We start from the raw sequence: 18,016 nt of genomic DNA, 5'->3' as shown, positions 1-18,016 counted from the left end.
CTCCTGAAGGAGCCGGGGCCTTCGCCGTACCGCGGGCGTGCTCAGCCCTTCCAGCAGCGGGTCACCCTGCCGTCGGAGACCTCGAAGTTGAGCCGCCCCACGCGGTACTCCATCGTGATGACCGACCCCGGCGGCAGCGAGCGCACCGTGGACCAGCCGCGCTCGCGGGCGCGGCGCTCGGCCCCTGACGCGTCCAGTCCGACGTAACTCTCCGGGCTGTCCTGGGGTTCTGCGGAAGGAGTGGGAATGGGTGCCATGACCGCCACGTTAGGCGGCGCGCCGCGGCCGGGGAAGCCCGGTCCCGACACCATGCGTGACGCGTACCCCTCCGGTCACACTTCTGTCACAGGATCACGACACGCGTCTCGGCCTAAAGCCGTCACACGTACGAGCGGTTTCCGCGGTGGCCCGAAACCCTCGCCCGGCGAATTCCGTACCGCGTTCCCAGACGCCGATTCGGCCGCCCGGAGAAACACCGGCCGCCGCCCCGCAATAACGTTTCCGGTCGAATGCGCGGGCCATTGCGGAAGCTGACGCCGCATAAGAAATACACGGTTTCCGCACAGGACCGCCGCACGCCCCCTGTCGGAGCGCCGGGGAGGGCGAGCATCATGGCGTGAGCTTCGGCAGGCCCAGGGCGCGACGAGCGAAGGGGCGAGCGATGGGCACGGAGACCGCGCAGGCGGCAGCGCGACCGTTACCGGTGAGGCGACCCGGGCGGCTGGTGGTGGACTGGCTGACCACCACCGACCACAAGAAGATCGGCCATCTCTACCTGATCACGTCGTTCGTCTTCTTCCTGATCGGCGGTCTCATGGCGCTGGTGATGCGCGCCGAGCTCGCCCGGCCGGGCCTGCAACTGGTGGACAACAACCAGTTCAACCAGCTGTTCACCATGCACGGCACGATCATGCTGCTGCTCTTCGCCACCCCGACCTTCGCGGGCTTCGCCAACGAGATCATGCCGCTCCAGATCGGCTCACCGGACGTGGCGTTCCCCCGGCTCAACATGCTCTCGTACTGGTTCTTCCTGTTCGGGGGCCTGATCGTGCTCGGCTCGCTCATCGTGCCCGGCGGGCCCGCGGCCTTCGGCTGGTTCGCCTACGCGCCGCTGAACAGCCTGGAGCGGTCGCCGGGCGTCGGCGCCGACCTGTGGATCATGGGGCTGGCGCTGGCCGGCTTCGGCACGATCCTCGGCGCGGTCAACTTCATCACGACCATCGTCGGGATGCGCGCGCCCGGCATGACCATGTTCCGGCTGCCGATCTTCACCTGGAACACGCTCTTCACCTCGATCCTGATCCTGTTCGCGTTCCCGGTGCTCGCGGCGGCGCTGCTGGTCCTGGAGGCCGACCGGCGGTTCGGCTCGACGGTGTTCGACGCGGTCAACGGCGGGGCGCTGCTGTGGCAGCACCTCTTCTGGTTCTTCGGGCATCCCGAGGTCTACATCATCGCGCTGCCGTTCTTCGGGATCATCACGGAGATCATTCCGGTCTTCAGCCGGAAACCGATCTTCGGCTACACCACGCTGGTGGCCGCGACGATGGCGATCACCGGTCTGTCGATCGTCGTGTGGGCGCACCACATGTTCGTCACCGGCGCCGTGCTGCTGCCGTTCTTCTCGTTCATGTCGTTCCTGATCGCGGTGCCCACCGGGGTGAAGTTCTTCAACTGGACCGGCACCATGCTCAAGGGCTCGCTGTCCTTCGAGACACCGATGCTGTGGGCGACCGGATTCCTGGTGTCGTTCCTGTTCGGCGGTCTGACCGGGGTGATCCTCGCCTCGCCGCCGCTGGACTTCCACGTCTCGGACACCTATTTCGTGGTGGCGCACTTCCACTACGTCGTCTTCGGCACCGTCGTCTTCGCGACCTTCGGCGGTTTCTACTTCTGGTGGCCCAAGTTCACCGGGAAGATGCTCGACGAACGGCTCGGAAAGATCCATTTCTGGACGCTGTTCGTCGGCTTCCACATCACGTTCCTGGTGCAGCACTGGCTGGGCGTCGAGGGCATGCCACGGCGGTACGCGGACTATCTGGCCGCCGACGGCTTCACGGCGCTCAACACGGTCTCCTCGATCGGCGCCTTCCTGCTCGGCATGTCGACGCTGCCGTTCCTCTACAACGTCTGGAAGACGGCCAAGTACGGCGAGAAGGTCACCGTCGACGACCCCTGGGGCTTCGGGCGTTCCCTGGAGTGGGCGACCTCGTGTCCGCCGCCGCGGCACAACTTCGTCACGCTGCCCCGGATCCGCTCGGAGGCTCCGGCGTTCGACCTGCACCATCCCGACTTCGCGGCGGTGCAGCCGCCGCAGACCCGGACCGGTCGAGAGCCCGGCTGAGCCGGTCCCGCGTCGCCCTGATCGCGCCGGTCAGCCCGGCGGGCTCCAGCACCTCGAACTCCAGGCCCAGCAGCGCCACGTGGACCACCATGATGTCGAGGCTGCCGGCCCCGGTGCGCAGCAGACAGCTCCGCCCGCTCTCCGCCTCGAGCACCCCGGCGGACGGCGACACCTTCTCCGCCGCCACCTCCACCGGCACCAGGAGCCGGACCACCGCCTGCTCGGCGTACACGCGCGTGGACACCCCCTTGGAGACGTAGGCGGCGAGGTCCTCGGCGGGCGGGTCGCGGGGCACGAACCGCGGTCCGTGCGGCGGCGCGGGCGTGATCCGGTCGACGCGGAACGTACGCCAGCCCTCGCGCTCCACGTCCCAGGCGACCAGGTACCAGCGGCGCTCCGAGCAGACCAGGCGGTGCGGTTCGACCGTGCGGCGGGTCGGCGCGCCCGCGTGGTCGAGGTAGTCGAAGCGCAGCCGCTCGCAGTCGCGGCAGGCGTGCGCGAGCTCGGTGAGCACGGCGGGGTCGACCGCGGCGGCACCCGGGCCGCGCAGCATCGGCACGGTGAAGGCGTTCAGGGCGCCCACCCGGCGGCGCAGCCGGTGCGGCAGCACCTGTTCCAGCTTGGCCAGGGCGCGTACGGAGGTCTCGCCGATGCCGTCGATGCCCTGGCCCGCGGCCTGGCGCAGGCCGACCGCGACGGCCACCGCCTCGTCGTCGTCCAGGAGCAGCGGCGGCAGTTCGGCGCCCACGCCCAGCTGGTAGCCGCCGCCGGTGCCCGGGCTGGCGTTGACCGGGTAGCCGAGTCCGCGCAGCCGGTCCACGTCCCGGCGGACGGTGCGGGGCGTGACCCCGAGCCGCTCCGCCAGGTCGGCCCCCGACCACTCCCGGTGGGCCTGGAGCAGTGACAGCAGGCGCAGCAGGCGCGCCGAGGTCTCCAACATGGTGCGGAGTCTGCCACCCCTTGCGGACAGCCCGCGTCCGCAAGGGTTCTGGCAGCGCAGCGGCTCAGTCCGCCGCGGTGACCGTGACCGACAGGTCGTTGTTCTGCGTGTAGTACGGGCCCGCGCGCACCGGCCCGTGCTCCCCCTCCAGGGCGGTCCTGGGGTAGGTGAAGATCGGCTTCTTGTCGGCGATGTCGTCCAGGAGCCGGGCGATCCGCACCCGGGGCCCGGCCTCGCCCGCCGGGTACAGCCACAGGTCCCAGACGCCCGGCGCCAGCGTCCCGTAGGCCACCGTGAAGGCGAACTCGCTCTGGCCGCCGGTAACCTCGGCGCGCACCGGCGCCGCACCGGCGTCCCGCCGGACGCGCAGTTCGGCGAAGGCGCCGGGGCCGGGCCGGGAGCCGTACACCCGGCCGGCGACGGTCAGCTCGTCCTTCTCGATGCGCAGTTCACCGGCCTCGGCGTGCGGGGCGCGCAGCCAGCTCCGCACGGTGAGGTTGCCGTGCTTGGTGGCGTACGGGATGCGGACGGCGACGTGGCCGAGGGAGCCGCTGGGGGCCCGGTCGACGAGCGAGCGCAGGTCGTTGACGCCGGGGACGAGGCGCTGCGGCTCGCCGCCCGCGACCCGGGCGTAGGCGTCCCAGCGCCCCTCGGGCAGGGCGACGTTGCTGGGCAGCGCGGCGCGCAGCCGGCCGTCCCCGGCCGGGGCCAGCGGCAGACTGACCTCCTCGTCGCCCTCGCGGCGGCGCAGCACCAGGAAGGCGTCCCCCGGCTCACCGGTCTCGGTGACGTCGAAGGTCAGCCCGCCCGCGGAGTCGGCGATGCAGTCGGCACGCGGCGGCATGGCGGTGTCCTCGTGGGTGTGCGGATTCGGTTTCGGGTGCGGGACGGCGGGCGGGGCCTTGTGCGGATCGCCGAGCGGTCCGGTGGTCCGCGGTGCCAGGGGCATCACGCGGTGCGCCCCTTCTTGAGTGCGGCGCGCCCGGCGTCCCGGACCGCGTACGCCCCGCCGAGCAGCGCGCCCCGGGCGCGGTGCAGGGAACCGCGCAACCGGCCGCCCGGGCTCCCGCCGCCGTGCCCCGCCAGCTCGGCGAAGAGGGACTCGTACCGCTCGGCGATGCGGGCGGGGTCGAAGCGCTCGGAATCCTTGAGCGCGGCGCCGGCCATCCGCAGCCGCTTCTCGTCGTCGTTGATCAGCTCGAGCAGGCCCCTGGCGATGGCCTCGGTGTTGCCGACCTCGACGAGCCGGCCGTCCACCCCGTCGTCGATGATCTCGCCGGGGCCGTGCGGGCAGTCGGTGGAGACCACGGGCAGTCCGCAGCGCATGGCCTCCACGATGGTCATGCCGAACGACTCCAGGCTGGAGGTGACGGCGGCGATGGAGCCCTTGGCCCACTCCGGCTCGATGGGGTTGGCCGGGCCCATCAGGTAGACGTGGTTGTACAGGCCGAGCTGGTCGATGAGGCCGCGCAGCTTGTCCTTCTGCCGGCCGCCGCCGTAGATCCGCAGCCGCCAGTCGGGCCGCTGCTCGCGCACCCGGTCGAACGCCTTGATCAGCAGGTCGTAGCGTTTGACGGGGGCGAGCCGGCCGGCCGCGACGACCCATTTGCCGGAGCCGTCGGCGGGCTCGATGGCCGGGGCCGGCACCGGGTTGGGCAGCGCCTGCACCCGGACGCCGGGCAGCCGCATCTTGCGGCGGTAGGCGCGGGCGTCGGCCTCGGTGGTCGTGGTGACGGCGTCGAGCCGCGGGTAGACGCCGCGCAGGTGGGTGCGCAGGGCCGGGGAGTGGCTGTCGAGGGTGAGGTGCTCCTGGCCGACGCGGAGCGGGCCGCGCCGGGTCTGGCGGGCCAGGTGCACGTTCAGACCGGGCCGGGTGCCGACCACGACATCGGCCTCGACGGACCCCAGGTGCTCGGCGATGCGCCGGTCGGTCAGGGCGTTGTACTGCTCGTAGCGGCCCTCGGCGCGCGGGAAGACCTCGGCGGGACGGCGGTAGTCGGGGTCGTCGCCCTGATAACCCGGGCCGTGCTCGCGGATGTCGACGAGGTGGCGCACCCGCACGCGCGCGTCCGGTGCGAAGACCGGCTCGTCGCGGTGGCGGTAGACCGACACGATCTCGACGTCGTGCTGCTGGGCGAGTGTGTTGGCCAGGTTGTACGTCGTCCGGATCGTCCCCCCGATTCCGTACGCGTTGTGTATCAGGAAAGAAATCTGCATGCGTCCCCGAATCCCCTGTCATCCACTGCCTCGTCCCCCTACCTGATGGTTAGACCGGCCGCACAGGATCAGGGTTGGGCGCCATCACCGTGTTGTTCCCGAACGGTTGCGCGATCGGTAGGCGATTCGCGCAACCGATCCGCGCGTTCTCGCATCAGGGCCGGTAGGCGAGTTGTGGTACGCGGAAGCAGTTGCGGTTCATGTCGCCCTGGGTGACCCAGCCCGCGCGGTCCCGCCAGCGGGCGACCGAGACGCAGGTGCGTCGGGTGCCCGGGGGCCGTTCCAGGTGCGCGTAGGTCACCGGGAGCAGCAGGCCGCCCGCGGTGTACGGGGTGCCTCTGTTCAGGTAACCGTCGACGCACGCGCGCGTGATGCCGCCCGGTGCGCAGGATCTCGCCGCGTCGGTGAACCAGCGGGCGGCTGCCCAGCCCTCGAGCTGCCACTGCGAGTGCGTGGCCAGCCCCTCGGTGGCCGCGCGGAACTCCCGTACGGCCGCGTTCCGCGTGTCGTCGTAGTTGCGGCTGGCACCGGTCGCCCACAGGGCGTTGCGGCAGCGCGGCGCGTGTCTGTAGTCCTCCGGGACGGTGGACGTCCAGTTCTGCACGTTGGTCACCTTCGCGACGACGTCCGCGCCCGCCTCGTCCATGGCCTCGCACAGCCGGGCGTTGCCGTGCGTGTCCAGGGCGTCGAAGACGAGGTCGGCGCCCCGCTCCTTCAGGTCGGCCGCCACGGCGCGGAAGTTGGGCAGCGCGAAGTCGACCTGCTCGGTGACGACGCGGTAGCCCTCGGCCTCGAGGCCGCGGATGACGAGCCGGGCGTACGCGGCCGACGCGGGCTGGTTGTAGGAGACGACGGCCGCCGTACGGGCGCCGTGCTCGCGCTTGAAGTAGCGGTAGACCTCCGTGCCGCCGTAGAGCTTCCCGCCCCAGCCGGGGGTGCCCTCGCGCGGCGCGAGGCTGCCGTAGATCCCGTACAGGTGCGGATACGTGTCGTACGCGGGGCCGACGGGCTGGCCGCCGACGTCGGGCACGCGCGCGCGGGACACCTCGAAGGCGCCGGCGTAGTCGAGGACGGTGGTGGCCACCAGGGCGACGACCTCGTCCTCGGTCACGAGCCGGTGCACGCATGCGTTGTTGCCGACGCCGCTGCCGCCGTCGTCGCAGGTGCGCACCTCGACGGTGCGGCCCGCGATGCCGCCGCGCGCGTTGAGCCGGTCGAAGTACGCCTTCGCGCCGTCGCGCGGTCCGGTGAACGCGGAGCCGCCGACCGGGCTGGTCGCACTGGTGATCACTCCGACCCGGACGGGAGCGCCGCCCTGCGGGGCCGGTGTCGCACGGTTCTCGAAGTCGCGCTCGGGCAGCCGGCTGCCGCAGGCGGCGGCCGGCAGGAGCAGCAGCCCCGCGGCGAGCGCCCTTCCCGCGAGCGCCGCCGGCGCCCTTTCCGCGAGCACGGAGCGCACCGTGTGCACGGCCGGTCAGCAGCCGGGTCCGGGGGACTTGTCGCCGCTGAGCAGGACCAGCGCGCACAGCGTCCTGACCGACACCTTCCAGGTGCCGTCCTGCTCGACGGCCGTCCCCGAGGCGTCCGGGAGGGCGGTGGTGCCCTTGAGGGTCAGCGCGTAGGCCACGTCGGCGCCGGTGGGCGAGGTGAACACGATCTTCTGCACCTCGGCCGCCACCTGGCCGCCGCGCTCGTCCCCGCTGAAACCCTTGAGGACCGCGCTCATCGCCGCGCCGTTCTCCAGGACGGCCTGTTTGTCCTTCAGGGAGACGGAAGGGTCGAAGAACCTCTCCCAGTTCCGCCTGATCTCGCGCTCCGCCTTCGCGGTGTCGGCCGGAGCCGTCGCGCCGGCCGTGGCGGTGCCCGGCGCCGAACCGGCGGTGTCCTCGGAGGAAGCGGAGGCCGGCGGGGCGGACTCGTCGCCTCCGCTGTCGTCGCCGCACGCCGTGAGGGCCGCGGCCAGGGCCAGTACCACCAGCGCCGGCGCCGCACGGCCGGTCCCCCGCCTGACGTCGCTCCCGAGAACCATCTGGCTCACCACCGGGTGTCGGTCCGGGCCGGGCGCGCCCGGAGCTTTCGAGGCCAGCTTCCAGTAGGCCTTTCAGGGTCGGCTTCCAGTAGGCATAGTGCAAGCCATTGGCCGGCACGGACCGGGACCCGACCTAGGAGCGGCCGGATGCGGACAGCTCGATCGCGGACCGCGCACCCCGTGCTCTGGGCCGGATGCGCCGCGCTCACCGCTGGCGCGGTGCTGTGCGTCCTCGGCTGGTACGGCGTCTCCGGCGAGCGCTTCGCCGAACGGCAGGTGCCCTACCTGGCCTCCTGCACGGTGCCCGGTGCGGCCCTGATCGTCGCGGGCGCGGTGCTGCTCGCCCAGGGACGCGGCGCGGCGGCCGCGGCGCGCGCCGAGGAGCTGTACGGACTGCTGGTGGCGGCCGGACCCGCCGGGTCCGGCGAGGCGGAGCCGCCGGTGACCGCTGCGGTGGCCGTCAGCGCCGAGTTGGCGATGGTGCCCGGCGGGACGCTCTGGCACCGCGCGGACTGCCCCCTGGTCAGCGGCAAGCCCGAGGCGGTCCCGGTGGATTCGGGGGTGCTCGCGGGCGGCGAGCTGCGGCCCTGCCCGATCTGCGAACCGCCCGGACCCGGCCGGGAAGGCTGATGGGGTCCCTGACGTACGACCTCACGCTGGCCGGGCTCTCGGTGGGGGCCGCCGCCGCCCTCACCGGCATCGGACTCGTCGTCACCTACCGGGCGACGGGCGTGCTCAACCTTGCGCACGGGGCCGTCGCCATGGTCTGCGCGTACCTGCTGCGGCAGTTGACGGTCGAGTGGCACTGGCCGCTCGGGCTCGCCGCGGCGGTGACGCTGCTGCTGGTGGCGCCCGGCATCGGCGTCGCCCTGGAGCGCTTCGTCTTCCGCCCGCTGTCCGTCCTGGGCGGCGATCCGGGCCGGACCCTGGTCGCCTCCCTCGGCGTCTTCGTGCTGCTGGTCGGCGGGGCGGTGCTGGTGTGGGGCACCGGGGCGCGCGACGACGCGCCGGCGCTGCTGCCCGGGCGGCCGTGGGAGCCGTGGGCCCAGCTCGCCGCGGTCGTGCTCCTCGCGGCGGGCGTCGGGGCGGTCACCCGCCGCACGCGCTTCGGGCGTCAGCTGCGGGCCGTCGTCGACGACCGGGCGCTCGCCTCGCTCAGCGGCGTCGACGCGGACCGGGTGGCCGCCGCGGGCTGGGCGTTCGGCTCGTTCACGGCCGGTCTGACGGGCGTGCTGCTCGCCTCCCAGGTGCGTCTCGACCCGTACGGCCTGCCGCTGCTCGTCATGGAGGTGGTCGCGGTGGCGGTGGCCGCGCGGATGCGCAGTCTGCCGGTCGTCGTGGCGGTGGCCCTGGGCATCGGGATCGCGCAGAGCCAGCTCACCCGGCTGCACCCGCAGGGCCACGCGGAACCGCTGCTCCAGGCCATCGGCGCGAACCTCTTCGTGGTCGCACTGCTCGTCACCGCCCTCGCCCTGCCGGGCGTGGGCGAACGGCCGGGAGGCGGCGAACGGCCGGGGGGCGGTGGTCGGCCGGGGGGCGGTGGCAGGCTCGGGGGCGGTGAGCGGCCCGGGGGCGGTGAGCGGCCCGGGGGCGGTGGCAGGCTCGGGGGCGGTGAGCGGCCCGGGACCGGTGACCGGCACTGCATCGGTGACCGGCACGGGACTGGTGGCCGGCACGGGACCGACAGCCGCCCCGGGACCGACAGCCGGCCCGGGACCGGCGAGCGGCCCGGCATCGGCGACCGGCTCAGGACTGGTGGCCAGCCCAGGACTGGTGGCCAGCCCGGGACCGGTGGCCGGCCCGGGACCGGCGAGCGCGACGGCCTTCCGCGCAGCGCCTCCGCGCGCGCGGGGACGCCGTCCTGGGTGTGGCCGGTCGCCGCGGTCCTCTTCCTCCTGCCGCTCGGCTTCGCGGGCTCCGACCTGCACACGTCGCTACAGGTGCCGGCGCTCGGGGTGGCACTGCTCTCCCTGGTCGTGGTGACCGGCCGCGGCGGCCAGATCTCCCTGGGGCAGGCCGCGTACGCGGGTCTGGGCGCCCTGTTCACGGCGCTGCTCGCGGCGGGCCGCTTCCCCGGTCTGCCGCGCCTGCCCGAACTGGGCGCGCTCGCCGCCGCCGTCCTCCTGGTCGCCCCGCTGGGCCTGCTCACCGGCCGGCCGGCGATCGGCCGCCGCGGGCTCGCCCTGGCGCTGGCCACGTTCGCCGTCGGGGTGGGCGTGAGCCGCTTCGTCCTCGCCCAGCCGTATGCGACGGCCGGGCTCGCACTCGGCCGCCCGGCGGGCTTCGACGGTGACCGCGCCTTCTATCTGCTCGAACTGGCCCTGCTCACCGCCGCGTTGCTCGTCGTGCTCGGTCTGCGCCGGGGGCGGGCTGGCCGCGCCCTGGCCGCGCTGCGGGACCACGAGGAGGGCGCGTCGGCGGCGGGGGTGCCCGTGCCCGCCCTGAAGCTGACGGCCTTCGTCACGGGCGCCGCGCTCGCCGCGCTGGGCGGCGGGATGCTCGGCATGGGTCTGCGCGCCTTCGACCCGGGCGCCTACGACCCCGTCCGCGGCCTGCTCTGGTTCGCCGCGGTCGTCGTCCTCGGCGCCGACGACGTCCTCGGGGCGCTGCTCGCCGCGGCCCTGGTGGTCGGCCTGGACGCCGGTACCCGAGGCGGCGTCGCGGCCGCCGTCATCGGCCTCCTCGCGCTCCTGACCGGCCGCTTCCCCGACGGCCTGTACGGTGCCCTGCGCACCGCGGCGGCCCGCCTCGCCCCACCGCGGGAACCCGCTCTGACGCCCCGCGGTGAACGCCTGCGCGACCACTTGCACGACCGCCTGCCCGGCCTTTCGCAACCGCGGCCGGCCTGCCCGGCGGACGCCAAGGCACCCGGCGGTGGGGGCGACGGGCCTCCATCGCCCCCGCCGCCGCACCCCGTACTCCTGCTGCCGCCCCCACCCGCTCCCCCGGGCGTCGTCCTGCGCGCCCGCCGTCTCCAGGTGCGGTACGGGGGTCTCAGCGCGCTCGGCGGAGTCGATCTCGAGGTGCGGTCCGGGCAAGTCACGGCCGTCGTGGGGCCCAACGGGGCCGGGAAGAGCACGCTGTTCCACTGCCTGGCCGGGACCGTGCGGCCGGGCGCGGGAAGCGTGCTGTACGGCGCACGGGACATCACCCGGCTCCCGGCGCACGCCCGCACGCGCCTCGGCCTCGCACGGACCTTCCAGCGCCTGGCCGTCTTCCCGACGCTGACCGTGGCCGAGAACGTGCGGGTGGGCGCGGAGCACGGACGCGTGAGCGATCCGGCGGCCGTCGGCCGTACGCTGCGGCTGCTCGGCCTCGACGGACCGGTGCGCGACCGGCCCGCGGCGGGGCTGCCGACGGGCACCCTGCGCCGGGTGGAGCTGGCCCGGGCGCTGGCCGGCTCGCCCCGGGTACTGCTCCTGGACGAGCCCGCCGCCGGGCTCGACGCCGACGAGGTGGCCGCCCTGGCCCGGCTGCTGCGGGCGCTCGCCGCGGACGGCACGGCACTGCTCGTGGTCGAGCACGACCTCGACCTGGTCGCCGGCCTGGCCGACACGGTGCACGTCATGACGGCGGGCCGGATCGTGACCTCGGGCCCGGCCGACCGAGTGGTCGAAAGCCTCGCGACGGCGGCGAAGCCGTGACCATCGCTCTCGCTCTGCTCCACGCGCGCGTGCGCTACGGCCCCCTGGAAGCCCTGCACGGCATCTCCCTCACCGCACCGGACCCCGGACTCACCGTGCTGCTGGGCCGCAACGGCTCCGGCCGCACGACCGTGCTGCGTGCGCTGGCCGGGACCGTGGCGCTGTCCGGCGGGTCCGTCGTCTGGGACGGTGTCGACGTGACCCGGCTGCCGCCGCACGTCCGGGCGCGCCGCGGGCTGTGTCTGGTACCGGAACGGCAGGCCGTCTTCGGCTCGCTCACGGTCCGGGAGAACCTGGAACTGGCGGCGGGCGGACGGGGCACGCGGGCCCCCGGGGCCGCCCTCGCCGCCTATCCGGAGCTGGGGCCGCTGCTCCCCCGCCGCGCCGGCACCCTCTCCGGTGGCGAGCGGCGCATGCTCGCCCTGTGCCGTGCCCTGCTGTCGCACGCGCGCGTGGTGCTCGTCGACGAGCCCGCCCAGGGCATGTCCCCGGCGGTCGCCGCCCGCACGTACGAGCTGCTGCGGGCGCTGGACGCCTGTGTCGTCGTCGCGGAACAGCGGCTGCCGCCCGCCCTGCGCGGGGCCGCGCGCCCGACGACGTACGTCCATGAACTGAGCCGTGGGGCGGTGGTGTTCAGCGGCGAGGCGGCCGAAGCGACCGCGGCGGCCCGGGCGGCGGGGCTGCCGGGGACGGTGGGCCCGCCGGGGACGGCGGACGGGGACCGGCCGGGACGCGGGCCCGGCCACGGCCGGGAAACGGCCGGGTGAAAGGCGTCGCGGGCCCGGGTTCGGCCGGTCCGCGCCGGCCCGTGGCTGCTCCCGGTGCGGTCGGGGCCGTACGGGCCGTTCCGTGGGAGGCCGCAGCCTCCGTGTGCCCCGGTCAGGGCCCCGTCCGGCGGGAGGACCGGGCGGGGCCCCGAGCCCCCGGGGCGGAGGGGGAACGGCTCAGACGTCGAGCCGCTGCCCCGGGACGATCAGATCGGGATCGGCGCCGACGACCGTCCGGTTGGCGCCGTAGAGCGCGCGCCAGCTCGTCCCGTACCGTGCCGCGATGCCGCTCAGCGTGTCGCCGTGGCGGACCGTGTAGTCGCCGCGCGACGCGCCGCGGTCGGTGTGCCCCTGCGACCGCGTCGGCGCCTGCACCGGTGCCGACTTGGGCACCGCCTTCTTCACCGCTCCGGCCCCCGAGGCGGCGGGCGCGCTCCCGTACGCCCCCGCCCGGACCGAGCAGACCGGCCACGCGCCCCACCCCTGCACGCGCTGCACCTTGGTGGCGACGGCGATCTGGGCGGACCTGGACGCCTGATCCGCCCTCGACGCGTAGGCCGTGCCGCCGAACCCCCGCCAGGTGGCGGCGGAGAACTGAAGCCCTCCGTAGTAGCCGTTTCCGGTGTTGATGTGCCAGTTACCACCGCTCTCGCACTGGGCGATGCGGTCCCACACTCCGCTGTCGGCCGCGGCGGCGTCGCCGGTCGCGGCAAGCAGTCCGAGCGGAGCGAGCAGTGCCGCACCGGCGAGGACCGCCGTCGTACGAGTCGTACGAGCCTTATGAGTGTTCTCGGCACATTCGGACATGTAACTCCCTCTCGAAGGACCCGGGGTCCCCCCAGAACGAAAGCGCGAGTCCCGTCGCGTACGACGCGGTCGTCGCGCTCCGTCCCGTCCGCCGGGCGTGGTGCGAGAGAGCCGGCTGTGCCGTGGTCGGCGGACGTTCCCGAGCGGTGCTCGTTGCACACGGCGGAGGAATTTAAGGACACGGCGGGTGGGCGACAACCAACTCATCGTCGGCCCAGGCCAATCCGCGATTACCGGGGGTATCGTCAGCTTCCGGCCACCCACTTCATTGCCTGATTTCCGGATTTGTCGGCCCGCTCACCCGCCGATCTGTGACTGAGGTCACCGTCTCAACTTCCTTGACAGTCCGAGTAGTTGGCATGGAGTGACGGATTCCGGGTCCGCCCTCACGCTGCGCGCCGGATGGTTCGATTCCGTTCGCCGTCGAGCGTGACTCCGGCCACAGATCGCCCGTTGTCATCTTCATGAACCGGGAATCCCCCGCGTTCATGGGCCGGGAGCCACCCGGCCTCCCCACGCACCGCATCCCGAGGAGCCACCCGTGCCGCGCATGCTCGACGTCAGCGACGACGTACGCGCCGAGATCGGCGACGAAGAAGCCGACCGGCTGCTCGCCGGAGAGAACGCCCCGGGCAGTTACGACTGCACGTCCTGCCGCACCCCGGGCGACTCGGAACAGGAGCGCACCAGCACGGTCCTGTTCATCGGCGACGAGACCGCAGTCCTCGCCTTCGCCCACGCCACCTGTCTGCCCTCCCAGGTCGTCCAGGTCACCGAGGAGCAGCTCCAGGGCGCCGTCCGCTCCATCGCCCCCGACCAGGGCCGGGTCGCGGGCGCGCCCGTCAAGGCCGTGCCCGAGCAGGCCGTGCTCGGGGTCACCAGCGGGCTCGTGCTGATCAACGGCGAGCTGCACCCGGCGCTCGTGGTCGAGCCCACCGGGCCCATCGTGCGCCCGGGCACGACCGGCACCGGCGACGACTTCCTGCCGCTCCTCATCGAGCAGGGCTTCATGCCGCTGACCGGGCTGGCCTCGGTGCCGTCCGTGCTGCACGGCTGGTCGGTGCTGCTCGCCATGGGCCAGCTCCACGCCGTGCTCCAGCCGGGCACCGGCGGCGGTTCACCGGTCGCCTGGTGGCAGGCGCACCAGCCGCTCCAGGTCACCGAGAGCTGGCGGTCGGCCGCCAACAAGCACCAGCAGGTGCTGCTGTTCGCGGCCCCGGCGGGCTCGATCGGCCGCCAGCCCCGCGAGGACCTGCTGCGCGACGCCCTCGACAAGGCCGCCGCCAACGGTCAGCTGGTCGCCGTGGCGATGCCCCTCGCGGGCACCTGAGCCTACCGCGCCCCGCGCGCGGACACACCCACGGCTCCCCCGGCACGCGCGCCGGGGGAGCCGTCGCGCTCGGGCACCCGGGCGGCACAGGGCGGCAGCAGAGCGCTTCGCACAGGACTCTTCCGGCCGCCCGGCCGCTCCCGCGAGAACCGGCCGCTCCCGCGAGAGCACGCGCCCCGCTCCCCCGTACGCCCCGCCCACGATCCGGCTGACCTGCGAATGCGGGCCGGCGGCCGCATCCGTTGGGCGGCGGGGTCGTTGGCACCTACGTGCACACCTACGACTCCTCCCGCCGCCGTCCCTTCCAGCCGATCCCGTCCGCGCGACCGTCCCAGGACTCCTCGGGCGTCTCCTCGGCCACACCGATCTACGACGCTCTGTACGCCGAGTGGGTCAGGTCCTTCCGGGCGCTGCCCGGCGACCGGCAGGGCGAGGAGGAGCTGGGTTTCACGGCCTTCGGCCACCGCCCGTACGGCACGGGTTCGTACCACCCGCACCACTCCTACAGCTCGTACAGCGCCTACAGCGCGGGCGCGCACTCCGCGCGCCAGGCCGGCGCACAGCACCAGCACGGGCATCAGCACGGACACGGACACGGGCACGGGAACCGGGCCGCCGGGCACGACGCGCAGCCCGGCCACACGGTGTCGGCCACCGCGATCTGGCAGCCGAACGCCCGGCAGCGCGGCAACAGCGCGCACCATGTCCCGGCCGCGCTGCCCCCGGCGCCCCGCCGGGAGCTCTGAGCCGGCGGCCGGCGCGCGCGGGACCGTACCTCAGGCCTCGGTCCCGCGCGCACCGCCGCGCTACTTCTTCCTGGCGCCGCGCTTCTCGCGCACCCGCACGGAGATGTGCAGCGGCGTGCCCTCGAAGCCGAACTCCTCGCGGAGCCTGCGCTCGATGAACCGCCGGTAGCCGTGCTCGATGAAGCCGGAGGAGAAGAGCACGAACCGCGGGGGCTTGGTGCCCGCCTGCGTACCGAAGAGGATGCGGGGCTGCTTGCCGCCCCGGATCGGGTGCGGATGGGCGGCGACCAGCTCACCGAGGAAGGCGTTCAGGCGGCCCGTCGGAACGCGGGTCTCCCAGCCGGCGAGCGCCGTCTCGATGGCGGGGACGAGCTTCTCCATGTGCCGTCCGGTGCGCGCCGAGACGTTGACCCGGGGCGCCCAGGCGATCTGGCCGAGCTCGGTCTCGATCTCCCGCTCCAGGTAGAAGCGGCGCTCCTCGTCCAGGGTGTCCCACTTGTTGAAGGCGAGGACGACCGCGCGGCCGGCTTCCACGGCCATGGTGACGATGCGCTGGTCCTGGACGGAGATGGTCTCGCTGGCGTCCAGCAGGATGACCGCGACCTCGGCCTTCTCGACCGCGGCGGCGGTGCGCAGCGAGGCGTAGTAGTCGGCGCCCTGCTGGAGGTGGACCCGCTTGCGGATGCCGGCCGTGTCGACGAACTTCCAGGTGATCCCGCCGAGCTCGATCAGCTCGTCGACCGGGTCGCGGGTGGTGCCCGCGAGCTCGTTGACGACGACGCGCTCCTCGTTCGCCACCTTGTTCAGCAGCGAGGACTTGCCGACGTTCGGGCGGCCGATCAGGGCGATGCGGCGGGGGCCGCCGACCGCGCCGCCGAAGGTCTGCGCGGGCGCCTCGGGCAGCGCCTCCAGGACGGCGTCCAGCATGTCGCCGGTGCCGCGGCCGTGCAGCGCGGAGACCGGGTGCGGCTCGCCGAGGCCCAGCGACCACAGGTACGAGGCGTCGGCCTCGCCGCTCGGGCCGTCGACCTTGTTGGCGCAGAGCACGACGGGCTTGCCCGCCTTGCGCAGCAGCCGGACCACGGCCTCGTCGGTGTCCGTGGCGCCGACCTTGGAGTCGACGACGAAGGCGACCGCGTCGGACGCCTCGATCGCGTACTCGGCCTGGGCGGCGACGGAGGCGTCGATGCCCAGCACGTCCTGCTCCCAGCCGCCGGTGTCGACGACCTTGAAGCGGCGGCCCGCCCACTCGGCCTCGTAGGTGACACGGTCGCGGGTGACGCCCGGCTTGTCCTCGACGACGGCTTCGCGGCGGCCGATGATGCGGTTCACCAGGGTCGACTTGCCGACGTTCGGGCGGCCGACGACGGCGAGCACCGGGAGCGGCCCGTGGCCGGCCTCCTCGATCGCGCCCTCGACGTCCTCGATGTCGAAGCCCTCTTCGGCGGCGAGCTCCATGAACGACGCGTACTCGGCGTCGCCAAGTGCCCCGTGCTCGTGCTCAGCCGAGCCGTCGGGCTGGATGTGGTCGTTCATGAAGTGCGTACCTCGTCGTTCATCGTGGTGATCGGTGGAGCGCCCCGGAGGCCGGGCCGGACGGTCCGGACATCCCGGGTGATCCACTACTCAAGTGTCGCTCAGTGCCCGTCGGGGCGCCCGGCCTTTTCCGTGCGGTCCGTCTCCGGTCCCGTGCGGTCCGTCTCCGTGCGGCCCGTCAGGCCTCTGGCGTGGTCCAGGTGCGTGCTCAGCCGCTTCTGGATGCGCAGGGTCGCCTCGTCCAGCGCCTTGCGCGTACGCCGTCCGCTGCCGTCGCCCGCGTCGAACGGGTCGCCGAAGACGACGTCGACCCGGCTCCGCAGCGGCGGCAGCCCCTTTATCAACCGGCCGCCGCGCCCGGAACTTCCCAGCACCGCCACGGGGACGACCGGGGCGCCGCTGCGCACGGCGAAGTAGGCGAGACCGGCCCGCAGCGAGGCGAAGTCGCCCTCGCCCCGGGTGCCCTCGGGGAAGATGCCGAGGACCCCGCCCTGGTCGAGGACGCCGAGGGCCCGGGTGATCGCGGTGCGGTCGGTGCCCGTCCGGTCCACCTTGACCTGCCCGATGCCGAGCAGGAAGGGGTCGAGCGGGCCGACGAACGCCTCCTTCTTGATCAGGAAGTGCGTCGGCCGGGGCGCCACGCCCATGACCATCGGGCCGTCGATGTTGTGCGAGTGGTTCACGGCCAGGATCGCCGGGCCGGTCGCGGGCACCTTCCAGGCGCCCAGGACGCGCGGCTTCCACAGCCCGTACATCAGGCCGACGCCGATGCGGCGCCCGACCTCGGCGCCCCGCACGGAAGGAGCGTCGCCCGCCGCGCGGCCGCGCCCTTCGCGACCGCTCACTTCGCGGCCCGCTTCTCCTCGACGAGGGTGACGACGCACTCGATGACCTGCTGGAGCGTGAGGTCGGAGGTGTCCACCTCGACCGCGTCGTCCGCCTTGGCGAGCGGAGAGGTCTTGCGGGTGGAGTCGGCCGCGTCGCGCTTGAGCAGCGCCTCGCGGGTCTGCTGGACGTCGGCGCCCTTCAGCTCGCCGCTGCGGCGGGCGGCCCGCGCCTCCGGGGAGGCGGTGAGGAAGATCTTCAGGTCGGCGTCGGGGAGCACCGTCGTACCGATGTCGCGGCCCTCGACGACGATCCCGGCCGGTGCGGCGGCGGCGATCGAGCGCTGGAGCTCGGTGACCCGGGTCCGCACCTCGGGCACCGCGCTGACCGCGCTGACCTTGGAGGTGACCTCCTGGGTGCGGATCGGTCCGGCGACGTCGGTGCCGTCGACGCTGATGGTCGGCGCGGACGGGTCGGTACCGGAGACGATCTCCGGCTTCCCGGCGACGGCGGCGATCGCGGTGGGGTCGGTGATGTCTATCCCGTTGGCCACCATCCACCAGGTGATCGCCCGGTACTGGGCGCCGGTGTCCAGGTAGCTCAGCCCCAGCTGCGCGGCCACGGCCTTCGAGGTGCTCGACTTGCCCGTGCCGGAGGGGCCGTCGATGGCGACAATCACTGCCGGGGCGGTCCGGGCGGCGCTTTCCACGGTGGCGGACACCTTCCTGGTACGGGGTGGAGGTCTGTGCGGGGCACGAACGCGCCCCGCACAAGGTTACTGGCTCCGCCGCCCCCTCCTCACGGCCCGTCCCAGGGCCCCCGCCGGGCCGGGCC

At 73.8% G+C, this 18,016-nt stretch carries 16 protein-coding genes; 6 read left to right on the top strand and 10 right to left on the bottom strand.

Annotated elements, in window-relative coordinates; translation table 11 throughout:
- Positions 1 to 41: 41 nt before the first annotated feature.
- The gene (locus ACFV6E_RS35625; protein ID WP_385176439.1) at positions 42 to 257 is read right to left on the bottom strand and encodes an I78 family peptidase inhibitor; all 216 of its coding nucleotides are present in this window, start codon (positions 255 to 257) and stop codon (positions 42 to 44) included.
- A gap of 404 nt (positions 258 to 661) precedes the next feature.
- On the opposite strand from ACFV6E_RS35625, the gene ctaD reads away from it, so the two are divergent.
- Entirely contained in the window at positions 662 to 2,341 is a 1,680-nt protein-coding gene (gene ctaD / locus ACFV6E_RS35620) for a cytochrome c oxidase subunit I (protein ID WP_385176442.1), read from the top strand.
- Here the strand turns inward: ctaD and ACFV6E_RS35615 are convergent.
- The 5 genes from ACFV6E_RS35615 to ACFV6E_RS35595 all read right to left on the bottom strand — a co-directional run bounded on the left by ACFV6E_RS35615 (position 2,235) and on the right by ACFV6E_RS35595 (position 7,527).
- Positions 2,235 to 3,281, bottom strand: coding sequence for a helix-turn-helix transcriptional regulator (locus tag ACFV6E_RS35615; RefSeq protein ID WP_385176444.1), 1,047 nt, complete (start codon positions 3,279 to 3,281; stop codon positions 2,235 to 2,237). The two genes, ctaD and ACFV6E_RS35615, sit on opposite strands and share 107 nt — an antisense overlap.
- A 64-nt stretch (positions 3,282 to 3,345) precedes the next feature.
- Complete coding sequence (locus tag ACFV6E_RS35610; RefSeq protein WP_385467373.1) at positions 3,346 to 4,125, bottom strand: hypothetical protein; 780 nt, start codon at positions 4,123 to 4,125, stop codon at positions 3,346 to 3,348.
- A 104-nt stretch (positions 4,126 to 4,229) separates the two neighbouring features.
- Complete coding sequence (locus tag ACFV6E_RS35605) at positions 4,230 to 5,498, bottom strand: glycosyltransferase family 4 protein (protein WP_385467365.1); 1,269 nt, start codon at positions 5,496 to 5,498, stop codon at positions 4,230 to 4,232.
- Between the two features lie 154 nt (positions 5,499 to 5,652).
- On the bottom strand, positions 5,653 to 6,948 hold the full coding sequence (locus ACFV6E_RS35600) for an ABC transporter substrate-binding protein (RefSeq protein ID WP_385176450.1): 1,296 nt from the start codon (positions 6,946 to 6,948) through the stop codon (positions 5,653 to 5,655).
- A 24-nt stretch (positions 6,949 to 6,972) separates the two neighbouring features.
- On the bottom strand, positions 6,973 to 7,527 hold the full coding sequence (locus ACFV6E_RS35595) for a hypothetical protein (RefSeq protein ID WP_385467362.1): 555 nt from the start codon (positions 7,525 to 7,527) through the stop codon (positions 6,973 to 6,975).
- A 147-nt stretch (positions 7,528 to 7,674) separates the two neighbouring features.
- On the opposite strand from ACFV6E_RS35595, the gene ACFV6E_RS35590 reads away from it, so the two are divergent.
- Genes ACFV6E_RS35590 through ACFV6E_RS35580 form a run of 3 tightly spaced genes read left to right on the top strand, consistent with a single transcriptional unit; the run spans position 7,675 to position 11,938 of the window.
- Positions 7,675 to 8,157, top strand: a complete 483-nt coding sequence (locus ACFV6E_RS35590; protein WP_385467360.1) for a hypothetical protein — start codon at positions 7,675 to 7,677, stop codon at positions 8,155 to 8,157.
- A complete protein-coding gene (locus ACFV6E_RS35585; RefSeq protein ID WP_385467357.1) occupies positions 8,157 to 11,171 on the top strand; it encodes an ATP-binding cassette domain-containing protein in 3,015 nt (1,004 codons plus the stop codon). Before ACFV6E_RS35590 ends, ACFV6E_RS35585 begins: the two co-directional genes overlap by 1 nt.
- Positions 11,172 to 11,173: 2 nt before the next feature.
- Positions 11,174 to 11,938, top strand: a complete 765-nt coding sequence (locus ACFV6E_RS35580; RefSeq protein ID WP_385467371.1) for an ABC transporter ATP-binding protein — start codon at positions 11,174 to 11,176, stop codon at positions 11,936 to 11,938.
- 177 nt (positions 11,939 to 12,115) lie between these two features.
- On the opposite strand, the gene ACFV6E_RS35575 is transcribed toward ACFV6E_RS35580, so the two are convergent.
- Entirely contained in the window at positions 12,116 to 12,745 is a 630-nt protein-coding gene (locus tag ACFV6E_RS35575; protein ID WP_385168309.1) for a transglycosylase family protein, read from the bottom strand.
- 541 nt (positions 12,746 to 13,286) lie between these two features.
- Between ACFV6E_RS35575 and ACFV6E_RS35570 the strand changes: the two genes are divergently transcribed.
- On the top strand, positions 13,287 to 14,075 hold the full coding sequence (locus ACFV6E_RS35570) for a hypothetical protein (RefSeq protein WP_385168311.1): 789 nt from the start codon (positions 13,287 to 13,289) through the stop codon (positions 14,073 to 14,075).
- A 269-nt stretch (positions 14,076 to 14,344) separates the two neighbouring features.
- Entirely contained in the window at positions 14,345 to 14,821 is a 477-nt protein-coding gene (locus tag ACFV6E_RS35565) for a hypothetical protein (protein ID WP_385467354.1), read from the top strand.
- Positions 14,822 to 14,881: 60 nt separating this feature from the next.
- Here the strand turns inward: ACFV6E_RS35565 and der are convergent, their stop codons facing one another.
- From der to cmk, 3 genes are all read right to left on the bottom strand, one after another.
- Positions 14,882 to 16,357, bottom strand: a complete 1,476-nt coding sequence (der, locus tag ACFV6E_RS35560) for a ribosome biogenesis GTPase Der (protein WP_385467351.1) — start codon at positions 16,355 to 16,357, stop codon at positions 14,882 to 14,884.
- Between the two features lie 101 nt (positions 16,358 to 16,458).
- Positions 16,459 to 17,241 carry a lysophospholipid acyltransferase family protein gene (locus ACFV6E_RS35555; protein ID WP_385168319.1) on the bottom strand — a complete coding sequence of 261 codons (783 nt, stop codon included), beginning with the start codon at positions 17,239 to 17,241 and terminating at the stop codon, positions 16,459 to 16,461.
- On the bottom strand, positions 17,199 to 17,891 hold the full coding sequence (gene cmk, locus ACFV6E_RS35550; RefSeq protein WP_385168322.1) for a (d)CMP kinase: 693 nt from the start codon (positions 17,889 to 17,891) through the stop codon (positions 17,199 to 17,201). Before cmk ends, ACFV6E_RS35555 begins: the two co-directional genes overlap by 43 nt.
- Positions 17,892 to 18,016 lie beyond the last annotated feature (125 nt).

It is taken from the genome of Streptomyces sp. NPDC059785 (assembly GCF_042732375.1).
Classification (GTDB): Bacteria; Actinomycetota; Actinomycetes; order Streptomycetales; family Streptomycetaceae; genus Streptomyces.
This window is presented reverse-complemented; position numbering and strand designations above follow the sequence as displayed.